Raw genomic sequence first — 11,637 nt, forward strand, 5'->3', positions numbered from 1 at the left:
ATGGCGGATAAGAGCGGCGGAGCTCTATCCTTTTCCAAAGGCGGTTAGGAAATCCAACATAGAATGAAAAAATCACCTTTGTGCCATCAACGTCGCCCGAACCGCCACTCAACTCCATGAGGAAAGCCCATGTTTACTGCGGACACATTTCCATCTCACCCTATACAAAAGGGCTTCGGGACCTTGTCTCGCCAAGCTTAACCTGCATAATATCTGAGCAACTGTTCAAGTGTTGAGGGACGGATCTCGGGATGGGTCACGGACATGGTCACGGGCACGGGCACGGGGCGAACGCCGACCGGCGTTATCTCGGGGCGGCGCTGGTGCTGCTGGTGGTCTTCATGGCGGCCGAGGTCGTGGTCGGCATCCTCGCCAACTCGATCGCGCTGATCTCCGACGCCGGGCACATGCTCACCGACGCGGCCTCCATCGCGCTGGCCCTGATCGCGATGAACATGGCCGCCCGCCCCGCCCGGGGCGCCTACACCTTCGGCTGGAAGCGCGCCGAGATCCTGTCAGCGGCGATCAACGGGCTGACGTTCGCGCTGCTCGTCGTCTACTTCGTCTACGAGGGTGTCCGGCGGCTGATCGAGCCGCCCGAGGTGCAGGGCCCCGCGGTCCTCGGCACGGCCCTGGCCGGAATCGCGGTCAACGCCGCCGCAGCCTGGCTCATCGCCAGGGCCGACCGGAGCAGCCTCAACGTCGAGGGTGCCTTCCAGCACATCCTGAACGACATGTACGCCTTCGTCTCCACCGCGATCGCGGGCGCGGTCGTCTGGTTCACCGGCTGGGGCCGGGCCGACGCGATCGCCGCCCTGGTCGTCGCGGCACTGATGGGCAAGGCCGCCCACGCCCTGCTGCGCGAGGCCGGGCGCGTCCTGTTCGAGGCCGCGCCCGCCGGCACGCACCCGGCCGAGGTGAGCGCGGCGATCGCCGCCCACGCGGGGGTCACCGGCGTGGCGGATCTCCACGTGTGGACGGTGACCAGCGGTTTCCCCGCGCTGTCGGCGCACGTGACCGTCGAGCCCGGCGGCGACTGCCACCGGGTCCGCCGCGAGCTGGCCGAGCTGCTGCACGAACGGTTCCACATCGAGCACACCACCTTGCAGGTCGACCACATCCCGGGTGCGGGCTGCCGGATCACAACGGTCCGCGACGGTTTCGAGGCACGGACGAGAAGGAAACAGGCCGGGGCGCCGGCAGGAGCAGGGCGGCCTCACCGCAGCCGTGAAGGCAGCCCCCGCGAAGAGGGGGCGCGGCTCACCCCCTGAGGCAGGCTTCGAAGACCCCGGTAAGCCGCGCGACCACCGTCTCGTGGTCGGGTGAGTCGAGCGCGTCCGGGCCGTAGAGCTGGCGGAGCGTGCCGGCGCCGGTGATGAGCGAGGCGGCGACGGTCGCCCGGAACACCGCGTCCGGCCCGGACAGCCGCGCGGCCAGCGGCTCCAGGATCGCCGAGGTGACCCGATCCCTGATGATCCCGTGGATCTCCGGACTGGTGGACGATCGGCTGAGCGCCGCCATCACCGGGCTGCCCTGGTCCGAGCGGAGCCGTTCGGCCACGTACTCGGCCAGGCGGCGGGGCAGTTCCTCCTCCGGAACCTCCAGCACGCCGGGGAAGCGCCCCCGCATGGCCAGCACCTCGGCGAACAGCTCCCGTTTGGCGCCGAAGTAACGGTTGATCAGCGCGATGTTGGCGTCCGCCTCCGCCGAGATCAGTCGCATCGTCACCTGGTCGTAGCCGAGCTCGGTGAACAGCCGGTGGGCGGCGTCGAGAATCCGCCGTCTCGTGCCTTCCCTGCTCCGGTGCCGCATCTCCTCCACCTGCCCGATCCTTCCAGATTTGACGAGTAAACAAGCGTCTACTAATTTCATATGCATCGTACATATATTGAGGGATGACTCATGCTGACCGGACAGCAGGTCCAGGCCGAGGTGACACCACGTTTCACTCACAGACAGGTGCTGGAGATCCTGGCCGGGCTGATGCTCGCCATGCTGACGTCGATGATCTCGACGTCCGTGGTGGGAACGGCGCTGCCGACGATCGTGGGCACGCTCGGCGGTCAGGATCAGCTCGCCTGGGTGGCGAGCGCGACACTGCTCACCATGACGGCCTCCACCCCGCTCTGGGGCAAGCTGTCGGACCTGTACGGCCGCAAGCTCATGTTCCAGGCCTCCCTGTTGATCTTCGTGATCTCCTCCATCGCCGCCGGCTTCTCCCAGGACATGCCCCAGCTCATCGCGGCCAGAGCCGCGCAGGGCATCGGCGCCGGCGGCCTCGCCGCGCTGCCGCAGATCATCCTGGGTGACGTGGTGGAGCCCCGCGAGCGGGGCCGTTACTCCGGCTACATCGGCGCGGTCTTCGGCGTCTCGACCGTGGCCGGGCCGCTGCTCGGCGGGTTCGTCGTGGACAACATGTCCTGGCGCTGGACGTTCTGGATCTGCGTGCCGCTGGCCGTGGTCGCGTTCACGGTCATCCAGAAGGTGCTCAAGCTGCCGCTGATCCGCCGGGACACCAGGATCGACTGGTGGGGGGCGACCTTCATCACCGGCGGCACCACCGCGCTGATGCTGCTGCTCTCCCTCGGCGGCCAGGGGTTCGACTGGAACTCCGGCTGGACCTACGGCCTGGGCGCGCTGAGCCTGGCGCTGTTCGGCCTCGCCGTCATCGCGGAGCGCGGAGCCGCCGACCCCATCCTGCCTCCGCACCTGTTCCGCGACCGCACCGTCGTGCTCAGCGGCGTCGCGTCCCTGCTCGTCGGCGCCGCGATGTTCGGCGCGCTGATGTTCCTCCCGCAGTATCTGCAGATCGTCAAGGGCATGAGCCCCACCGGCTCCGGCCTGATGACCGTGCCCATGGTGATCGGCCTGCTCGTCTCCTCGATCGCGGTCGGCCGGTTCGTCACCAGGACCGGCCGCTGGAAGATATTCCCCGTGGTGGGCATGCTGCTGGTGGCGGTCGGACTGTTCCTGCTCTCCCGGCTGCGCGTCGACAGCTCACTGACGATCATCGGTGTCGACACCACGGTGCTGGGCATCGGTCTCGGCGCCTCCATGCAGATACTGATCCTGGCCGCGCAGAACGCCGTCACCCGCGCCGACCTCGCCTCCACCACCTCGGCGGTGACCTTCTTCCGCTCGCTCGGCGGCGCGGTCGGCGTGGCCGCCTTCGGAGCGATCCTGTCCAACCGGCTCAGCGCGGAGCTGATCTCCCTGGCCAGGACCGCCCACCTGCCCCTGCCGGGCGGCACGGAAGGCGGCCTCGGCTCCCCCGAGGCCATCCGCCACCTGCCGGCCCCGCTGCTGGAGATGATCCTGGAGGCGTTCACCCGGGCCATCCACATGGTCTTCCTGGCGGGCGTGCCGATCGCCCTGCTGGCCGCGGTGACCGCGGTGATGCTGAAGGAGCTCCCGCTCCGCTCCGCCCCGCCCGCCCCCGCCGAGGAGACCGCTCCCCCTGTCCCCGCCTAACCAGGAACATCCTCACACCGCCCGGGACCGACCCACCTCTCCGCCGGTCCCGGGCGCTCGCGCGTCGTCCGGCGAGACCGTCCGGCAGGGGTCAGGTCGACCGGTCACCGCCGTTGTCAGGACGCGCAGTTCCCGGGCGGCGGGCAGGGTGCGAGCCCGCGCGGGAAGGGATGCGTACACGCGGGCCGCCATGCGTGTCACGGCGGTGGTGCGGTGCCCGGCGGGCAGATCGGCCATGGCAGACCCGGCCGCGTTCAGGCCGTCGCGGACCTCTCCCGTATTGACGAGGTACCACCCCATCTTCAGTTCCGCGCGAACACGGCTGCGCTGGTCTACCTGCCCGTAGCGTGCGATCTCACTGGCAAGGTCGTCATGCACGTCGGCATCCCCGATCGCAGTCAGAACACCGGTGCGAACCGACAGCAGCCGTTCCTCGGGATACCCCCAGATCGCCGCCCGCTCGCCGGTCACGTCCACGGGCAACCGCTCGAACAGATCCCGCAGCTCGTCAAGTGCTCGCCGAGCACTTTCAGCGTCTTGGAGACCATCTATCTTCGCGCGGGTTGTCAGGGCCTCCGCGAGACCGCAGCTCGGCCGGTCGTCCGTGAGCTGCTCCACATCGCGAAGGAGCCTCAGAGCCAGCGTGCTCATTCCGATGGTCTGAGCGACAAGGGCCTGCCTGCCAAGCGTCCAGATGCTCAGTTCCCGGTCGCCGGAGGCGTCAGCGGTACGCCGGGCGATGCGCCACCAGCGCGAGGCCGTGAGAAAGTCGCCGGTCTCACTGAGCGCCATGGCCATCAGTGCGGCGAATTGAGCACCCACTCGCCGCATTCTCACCCGATCAAGGTCAGGTCTGCGATCGAGAGCATGTTGAAGCTCGGCGATATCGGCGGACAGATAGCCGATCAGAGCGGCCGGAGACATCACACGGAGCGCGCACGCGTGGTCATAGGCAGTCCGCTCCCAGTCCTCCACGGCCAGATCATCGGTCGCGCCAAGGACACGGCCCAGACCTGAGCGAAGGATTTCCAGGGCATCCATCGGTATCGCCGCCCCGGCTGTGAGCGTGGTGAGGATCTGTGTGACCGCGCGGCGTTCCATGTCGTCTCCATCTGGCACCTTCCGAATGAACCTATCTCCGGGTGGCCATTTCCGATCGAAGACGCGCGGTGCGGAGTCGGCGAGCGCCACGAACAATGACTCGACCAGGGCGTCGTCAACACGTCCCTGTGTCGTTGGCACCGCGTCCCGGGGGAACGACCCGCCATCGAAAACGGCCGACGGGCGGCTCTGCGGCGGCATCGAGGGCGCGTCCTCGGCGGCGAAGAGTTCCGCTTCCGCCATGTCGAACACCCGGCAGTACAGGATGCGGTACGGGTCCTGGGCTGGTGGTTCCCGGCCTCATACGACTTGATCAAGCGCACGATGCTCTCCCGCCCCGGCGGGGTACGGCGGGTGTCCTCCCCTGCCGCTTCGGCGAGGTGGCGGGCCAGCTCTCGTTGACTCCAGCATCGTTCGCGCCGTTGCGCGCGCAGGCGCGCGGCCCATGCGGGGCGGAAACGTCCAGGGTCGTCCATGCCTGCCTCCGCGGGGGAGAGAAGGAGGTGCCTGACCCTCCCCAGGCTCCGCCATACCCACCCTCCAAGGGGCGGCATTGCCACACTGAAGTGCCCGTACGCCGAAAACGGTGAATCCGCCCGGCGCCGAAGACGACCGCCGGGGCACGGCCCGTCGAGTCTCCTGAAGCGGGGAGCCCCCGTCTCCGCCGCGCGCGGTCAGCACGCGTGCGGCAGGGACGGTAACGCGGGCGCGATCAGTCGCGAGGCGATTTTCGGCTTCGTGGCCGGACACACGAACGGTGGGCGCTCTGGAGAGCGCCCACCGCCTGCCGCGGGGGGATCAGATCGAGGCCAGGGCCGCCTCGGACTCCAGGACCGCGGCGACCGCGTTGACGACCGCGGCGATCCGGACGGCCTCCTGCACCTGCTCGCGGGGCATGCCCGACTGGCGGAGCACCGACTCATGGGACTCCAGGCAGCGGCCACAGCCGTTGAGAGCGGAGACCGCCAGGCACCAGAGCTCGAAGTCGACCTTGTCCACACCGGGGTTGCCGATGACGGTCATCCGGAGCCTGGCGGGCATCGTGGCGTACGTCTCGTCACCGATCAGGTGCATCGACCGGTAGTAGACGTTGTTCATCGCCATGATCGCAGCCGCGGCCTTCGCGGCCCGGAAGGCCTCGGCCGACAGGTTGTCGGCGGCCTCGGCGGCGACCTCGGTGATCACCCGCGAGGACTTCGTCGCCACGGCGCAGGCCAGCAGCGCCCCCCAGAGCCGCTGTTCACCCAGCGACGAGGTGGTGACGAGCGAGCCCAGGTTGAGCTTGATGTCCTTGGCGAACTCGGGGAGGGCGCTCTTGAGGCCGTCGATCGACATCAGGCGCCGGCCAGCAGCTTCTTCGCGTCCAGCACGGCCTCGCCCTTGTTCCAGTTGCACGGGCAGAGCTCGTCCGACTGGAGCGCGTCGAGGACGCGGAGGACCTCCTTGACGTTGCGGCCGACGGAGCCCGCGGTCACCATGACGAACTGGATCTCGTTGTTCGGGTCCACGATGAAGGTGGCACGCTGGGAGACGCCGTCGGCGCCCAGGATGCCCAGCTCGGCCGAGAGCTCGCGCTTGATGTCGGACAGCATCGGGAAGGGCAGGTCGCGCAGGTCGGGGTGGTCCTTGCGCCAGGCGTGGTGGACGAACTCCGAGTCGACGGAGAAGCCCAGGACCTGGGTGTCACGGTCGGCGAACTCGCCCTCCAGGCGGCCGAACTCGGCGATCTCGGTCGGGCAGACGAAGGTGAAGTCCTTCGGCCACGCGAAGTAGACCTTCCACTTGCCCTCGTAGGACTTCTGGTTGATCTGGGAGAAGGCGTTGTCCGCGTCCAGAGAGACGCAGGCGGTCAGCTCGAACTCAGGAAAGTGATCACCGATGGTGAGCAAGTCCGGATCTCCTTCACAGGGGACGTCGTTGTCGTATCCCACATTGCCTCACGTACCATTGATATGAGAAATCGAGTAGTCGAACGAGTCTGAGAGGTGTTCCCTATCAGTGACCCGGTCCCCACCCTCGCTCAGCTGCGCGCATTCCTCGCGGTCGCCGACCACCTGCACTTCCGGGAGGCGGCCGTCTCGCTCCGGATGAGCCAGTCCGCGCTGTCCAGCGCGGTGTCGGCCCTGGAGGAGACCCTGCACACCCAGTTACTGGAACGCACCACCAGGAAGGTCCTGCTGACCCCGGCGGGCGAGCGGGCCGCGGCGCACGCGGCCCAGGCGCTCAAGGCGGTCGAGGACCTAGTGGACGAGGTCGCCCACGACCGGGAGCCCTTCCGCGGCCCGGCGCACCTGGGGGTGATCCCCACGGTGGCCCCCTACATCCTTCCCGCGCTGCTGCCGATGTTCTCCCGGAGGTTTCCGAGGCTCAAGCTGACCGTGCACGAGGCCAGGACCGAGACCATCCTGGAGGAGGTGCGCGAGGGCCGGCTGGACATGGTGCTGCTGGCGCTGCCGACCGAGGCCACCGGGTTGATCGAGGAGCCCCTCTACGAGGAGGACTTCCTGCTCGCCGTCCCCGCGGGTCATCCGCTGTCGGGCGACGACGGGCCGGTGGACAGGGAGGTGCTCAAGGGGCTGGACATCGTGCTGCTGAACCAGGGCCACTGCCTGCGCGAGCAGGCCGTCGACGTCTGCCGCGAGGTGGGCGCGCGGGCCACGGCCGCCACCTACGCGACCAGCCTGCCCACCCTGGTCCAGCTGGTCGCGGGCGGTCTCGGCGTGACGCTGCTGCCGGAGTCGGCGGTCCAGGTGGAGACGGGAAAGCGAGTACGGCTGGCGCTCCGCCGCTTCCGGCCCCCCACCCCCGGCCGCACCATCGGCCTGGCCTACCGCGCGAGTTCCGCCAGGGCCGCGGAGTACGGCCAGCTGGCGAAGGCCGTCCGCGCCGCCCTCCGCGCCCGGCACCTCCCGATCCGCATCACGCCGTGACCGGTACGGCTCCCGCCCACGATCCGATGGAGGGGGCGCCCGGCCGCTCTCAGCCGCCGCCTCCCGCGAGGCGGGCCAGACGGTTCACGGCCTCGTCGATGACCTCGTTCTTCTTGCAGAAGGCGAAGCGGACGAAGTGGCCGCCGCGTTCGGGGTGGGCGTAGAAGACCTGGGTGGGGATGGCGACCACGCCCGCCAGGGAAGGGAGCTCGCGGGTGAGGGCGAGGCCGTCGGTGAAGCCCAGGGGCCGGATGTCGGTCTGGACGAAGTAGGTGCCCGCCGGGCGGTAGACCTCGAAGCCCGCCGCCGAGAGGCCGGCCGTCAGCCGGTCGCGCTTGGCCTGCAGGTCGGCGCGGAGGGAGGAGACCCAGTCCAGCTCGTGGCGGAGACCGTGGGAGACGGCGAGCTGCCAGGGCGCGGCGGCGGTGAAGGTGAGGAACTGCTTGACGGTCTGGACGGCGCGGACGAACCGGGGCGGAGCGCAGATCCAGCCCGTTTTCCAGCCGGTGACCGAGAAGCTCTTGCCGGCCGATGAGATCATCACGGTGCGGTCGCGCATGCCGGGGAGGGTGGCCAGGGGGATGTGCTCGACGCCGTCGAAGGTGAGGTGTTCGTAGACCTCGTCGGTGACGGCGATCAGGTCGTGCTCCCGGCACAGGAGGGCGATCTCGTCCAGCTCGGCACGGGTGAAGACCGTTCCGGTGGGGTTGTGCGGGGAGTTGACGAGGATCATCCGGGTGCGCGGTCCGACGGCGGCGCGCAGCTCCGCCGGGTCGAAGGTGAAGCGCCCTCCGGCCGGACGGAGGGTGACCGGGCGCAGCACGGCTCCGGCCAGGGCGATGGAGGCGGCGTAGGAGTCGTAGTACGGCTCGAAGGCGATCACCTCGTCGCCGGTCTCGCAGAGCGCCAGGATCGAGGCAGCGATCGCCTCGGTGGCGCCGACGGTGACGAGGATCTCGCCGTCGGGGTCGTAGTCGAGGCCGTAGTGGTCCTTGCGGTGCTCGGAGACGGCCTGGCGCAGCTCGGGAACGCCCGGCCCCGGCGGATACTGGTTGAGGCCGCCGTGGATCGCCGAGACCGCCAGGTCGAGCATCGAGGCGGGCCCGTCGGTGTCCGGGAAGCCCTGTCCCAGGTTGATGGAGCCGGTCTGTACGGCGAGCGCCGACATCTCGGCGAAGATCGTCGTACCGAAACCACGCATGCGCGCCACCAGGGGATCATTCACACGGCCCAGCGTAATCCCGGCCGGTGGGGGAGATCGAGTGCCCCACCTGGGCCGGTACGGCCCACCGGGATCCACAGGGACCGGCGCGGCGCGGTGTCCGGGAACGGCTGCGGCCGGACACCGGGCGGCATCCCGGATCCGGGATCGGCACATCGGCCGCGAGGAGGATCCGGCCGAATGTCTTGCCTTACTTATGGACTTATGACGGGAATTGTCGATACGACTTACTCATGTGATGGTACGTCTGGTTTCTGTGACCCGAAGGCTTCACGAACTGGACGCGCTCCGCGGATTCGCGGTTTGCGGGATCATGCTGGTCAACACCTGGCAGCACACACGCGAGCACGTGGGGGCCACGGAGCGCAACACGGTGGACTGGGCGGTCGAGAACCTGCTGCAGAGCAGGTTCTATCCGATCTTCTCGTTTCTGTTCGGGCTCGGCATCGTCCTCTTCCTCAGGTCGGCGGCCCGGCGGACCGGCAGTCCCCGGCTGGTGCTGCTGCGCAGGCTGGCGGTGCTGGGCTGCCTCGGCGCGGTCCACCAGTGGGTGAACCCGGGCGAGGTGCTCCTGCCGTACGCGGTCTTCGGGGTGCTGATCCTGCTGCCCGCCTCACTGCTCCCCCGGGCGGCGGTGCTGCTGCTCGGGATCGCCGTGACGGCCTGGGGGGTGCGCCAGGGAGGCGGGACGGTCCTCATCCCGGGGCTGTTCCTGCTGGGCATGGCCATGATGGAGTACGCGCCGCCCCAACGGCTGCTGACGCCCGTCTTCCTGATCTCCGTCGTGGCGGCGGTCGCGCTCGGCTACCTGTGGATCCGCTTCACGGGCGGAGACCGCCTGCTGTACTTCCGGGGGGTCTACCCGGCCGCCGGACTGGCCGCCGCGACGGCCTACTGCACCGGGCTGCTGCTGCTCCTGCGGACCCGGCTGCGCGACCCGCTGCTGGCACTGCTGAGCCCGCTCGGCCGGATGGCGCTGACCAACTACCTGACCGGCACCCTGATCATCCTGGCGGCGCTGCCGCTGCTCACCGCGGATCCGACCCGGATCACCGGGGTGGCACTGGCCGTCGCCGTGCTGGCGGGCCAGATCGTGTTCGCCAGGATGTGGCTGGAGAGGTTCCACTACGGCCCGCTCGAATGGCTGTGGCGGTGCCTCACCTGGATGGAGCGGGTGCCGGGAGGCCGGATAGGGTCACCCCTGTGACCCGTATCGCGCTCTGTCAGATCCCGGTCTCCGAGGAGCCCGCCGTCAACCTGCGCCGGGCCCGCGAGGCCCTGGCGGAGGCCGCCGCCGGCGGCGCCGAGCTGGCGATCCTCCCCGAGGCCACGCTCACCCGGTACGGCAGGCGGATCACCGGCCTGGCCGAGCCGCTGGACGGCCCCTTCGTCAGCGCCCTGGCCGAGTCCGCCAGGACGTGCGGGCTGTCGGTGATCGCGGGGGTCTTCGAGCCCGGAGACGGCCGGGTCCACAACACGGCGGTCGCCATCGACCCCTCAGGCGTGATCCGGGCGGCCTACCGGAAGATCCACCTGTTCGACTCCTTCGGCGCCCGGGAGTCCGAGCTGGTCTCGCCGGGTGAGAGCCCGACCGTGGTGGAGCTGGCCGGGCTCCGGGTCGGCCTGGTCACCTGCTACGACGTCCGGTTCCCCGAGCTGACCCGGGCGCTGGTGGACCAGGGGGCAGAGCTGTTCGCGGTGATCGCCGCGTGGGGCTCGGGGCCGATGAAGGAGGAGCACTGGGCGACCCTGGTGCGGGCACGCGCGATCGAGAACACCACCTGGGTGGCGGCCGTCGGTCAGGCGCCGAACCCGGAGGCCGGGGACGGCTTCGGAATCGGCCGGAGCATGCTGGTCGACCCGATGGGCGTCGTCCGCGCCGACCTGGGTCCGGCACCCGCCGTACAGACCTGTGTCCTCGATCCTCAGATCACGATTGCCACCCGGAATGCCCTACCGTGCCTGGAACACCGACGCCTTCAGGTCAGCAGATCGTAAAATGCGTCCGTGAGTGAGCCACCTGGGCGTAGAACGCAGATGCAGAAGGTCATCCCGCCTCGGCTGCTCGTGCCCTATCTGGCCGGCCGGCGGACCGTTGTCTCGGGATACGTCTATCGGGTGCAGGACTGCGCCCGCCTGACGACCCCGGCGCAGCTCTTCGTGGGCCTCGACCTGGGGTTCGAGGGGTCGGAGCTGACCGTCACGAGCCCGGAGCTCTACCTGATGCGCTGGTTCGCCCGTGACGTCGACAATTACGCCGTTCCTTACGGTCCGCACATGGGTGGTGACTGGAACGACGCACCGCCGTTCGCCGGAAACGGCTTCACCACCTCGCGCGAGCACATGGTGCCGCAGTTCCACACCGCGCCCGTACCGATCCCCGCGGGAGCTGAGATCATCCACATGACCGCCGACGAGGAGCGCCTGTTCGGCCGCTACGACGGGCTCGGCTGGCGGCGGGTCTCATGACCGGCGGAATCGAGCCGACGGCCTCGGGGTTCGTCGCCCACCACGGCGGCCGGACCTACGCGGCGGCCATGGGCCCCGGCGAGTCCGAGGTGGTGCTGTTCAGCGAGGAGGCCCTGGAGGGCTTCGAGGCCGCCTCCGGCTACTGGCGGGCGACGCTGCCCCGCGAGGAGCTCGACTGGCTGGTGCTGGTCCGCACCGTCGGCGCGTTCGGCGGCGAGCCCTGCCTGGTCCTCGACGTCTCCGAGGAGAACGGCGAGGAGAGCCTGCACATCGCCTACACCGGGCACAGCGGGCTGAAGGCCGAGGCGCTGGGCTACTGGATGGTCGACCACGGCGCCTACGAGGTCGTCGTCCCGCGCGACGAGGTGTTCTCCATCCGGGTCGAGCGCGTCCCGATCCCGCTGACCCCGCCGGGAGGCGAGCCGTGACGCCCCCGCCTCCCGC

General features: G+C 69.5%; 12 protein-coding genes. 7 read left to right on the top strand and 5 right to left on the bottom strand.

Annotated features, from left to right (window positions below):
• The first annotated feature begins 251 nt into the window (after positions 1 to 251).
• Complete coding sequence (locus ABZ194_RS01825; RefSeq protein WP_355590825.1) at positions 252 to 1,271, top strand: cation diffusion facilitator family transporter; 1,020 nt, start codon at positions 252 to 254, stop codon at positions 1,269 to 1,271.
• On the opposite strand, the gene ABZ194_RS01830 is transcribed toward ABZ194_RS01825, so the two are convergent.
• Positions 1,261 to 1,812: a TetR family transcriptional regulator gene (locus ABZ194_RS01830; protein WP_355591468.1), complete on the bottom strand. Its 552-nt coding sequence runs from the start codon at positions 1,810 to 1,812 to the stop codon at positions 1,261 to 1,263. The two genes, ABZ194_RS01825 and ABZ194_RS01830, sit on opposite strands and share 11 nt — an antisense overlap.
• A gap of 90 nt (positions 1,813 to 1,902) precedes the next feature.
• Here ABZ194_RS01830 and ABZ194_RS01835 point away from each other — a divergent pair, with 90 nt between their 5' ends.
• Positions 1,903 to 3,471 (top strand): MDR family MFS transporter, encoded by a 1,569-nt coding sequence (locus tag ABZ194_RS01835; protein ID WP_355590828.1) that lies wholly within the window; start codon positions 1,903 to 1,905, stop codon positions 3,469 to 3,471.
• A gap of 12 nt (positions 3,472 to 3,483) precedes the next feature.
• Here the strand turns inward: ABZ194_RS01835 and ABZ194_RS01840 are convergent, their stop codons facing one another.
• The 3 genes from ABZ194_RS01840 to ABZ194_RS01850 all read right to left on the bottom strand — a co-directional run bounded on the left by ABZ194_RS01840 (position 3,484) and on the right by ABZ194_RS01850 (position 6,461).
• The gene (locus ABZ194_RS01840; protein ID WP_355590831.1) at positions 3,484 to 4,824 is read right to left on the bottom strand and encodes a hypothetical protein; all 1,341 of its coding nucleotides are present in this window, start codon (positions 4,822 to 4,824) and stop codon (positions 3,484 to 3,486) included.
• Between the two features lie 546 nt (positions 4,825 to 5,370).
• On the bottom strand, positions 5,371 to 5,907 hold the full coding sequence (locus ABZ194_RS01845) for a carboxymuconolactone decarboxylase family protein (protein ID WP_355590834.1): 537 nt from the start codon (positions 5,905 to 5,907) through the stop codon (positions 5,371 to 5,373).
• Positions 5,907 to 6,461 carry a peroxiredoxin gene (locus ABZ194_RS01850; protein WP_355590837.1) on the bottom strand — a complete coding sequence of 185 codons (555 nt, stop codon included), beginning with the start codon at positions 6,459 to 6,461 and terminating at the stop codon, positions 5,907 to 5,909. Before ABZ194_RS01850 ends, ABZ194_RS01845 begins: the two co-directional genes overlap by 1 nt.
• Positions 6,462 to 6,557: 96 nt before the next feature.
• On the opposite strand from ABZ194_RS01850, the gene ABZ194_RS01855 reads away from it, so the two are divergent.
• A complete protein-coding gene (locus ABZ194_RS01855; RefSeq protein ID WP_355590840.1) occupies positions 6,558 to 7,502 on the top strand; it encodes a hydrogen peroxide-inducible genes activator in 945 nt (314 codons plus the stop codon).
• A 49-nt stretch (positions 7,503 to 7,551) separates the two neighbouring features.
• Here ABZ194_RS01855 and ABZ194_RS01860 read toward each other — a convergent pair whose 3' ends face one another.
• Entirely contained in the window at positions 7,552 to 8,727 is a 1,176-nt protein-coding gene (locus tag ABZ194_RS01860) for a pyridoxal phosphate-dependent aminotransferase (RefSeq protein ID WP_355590843.1), read from the bottom strand.
• Between the two features lie 253 nt (positions 8,728 to 8,980).
• On the opposite strand from ABZ194_RS01860, the gene ABZ194_RS01865 reads away from it, so the two are divergent.
• Genes ABZ194_RS01865 through ABZ194_RS01880 form a run of 4 tightly spaced genes read left to right on the top strand, consistent with a single transcriptional unit; the run spans position 8,981 to position 11,621 of the window.
• On the top strand, positions 8,981 to 9,931 hold the full coding sequence (locus ABZ194_RS01865; protein WP_355590846.1) for a DUF418 domain-containing protein: 951 nt from the start codon (positions 8,981 to 8,983) through the stop codon (positions 9,929 to 9,931).
• The gene (locus tag ABZ194_RS01870; RefSeq protein WP_355590849.1) at positions 9,928 to 10,722 is read left to right on the top strand and encodes a carbon-nitrogen hydrolase family protein; all 795 of its coding nucleotides are present in this window, start codon (positions 9,928 to 9,930) and stop codon (positions 10,720 to 10,722) included. The genes ABZ194_RS01865 and ABZ194_RS01870 overlap by 4 nt, the downstream gene beginning before the upstream one ends.
• Positions 10,723 to 10,731: 9 nt before the next feature.
• On the top strand, positions 10,732 to 11,193 hold the full coding sequence (locus ABZ194_RS01875; protein WP_355590852.1) for a hypothetical protein: 462 nt from the start codon (positions 10,732 to 10,734) through the stop codon (positions 11,191 to 11,193).
• The gene (locus ABZ194_RS01880; RefSeq protein WP_355590855.1) at positions 11,190 to 11,621 is read left to right on the top strand and encodes a hypothetical protein; all 432 of its coding nucleotides are present in this window, start codon (positions 11,190 to 11,192) and stop codon (positions 11,619 to 11,621) included. The genes ABZ194_RS01875 and ABZ194_RS01880 overlap by 4 nt, the downstream gene beginning before the upstream one ends.
• The last annotated feature ends 16 nt before the right edge of the window (positions 11,622 to 11,637 follow it).

The sequence above is a fragment of the Streptosporangium sp. NPDC006007 genome (genome assembly GCF_040614315.1).
GTDB lineage: Bacteria > Actinomycetota > Actinomycetes > Streptosporangiales > Streptosporangiaceae > Streptosporangium.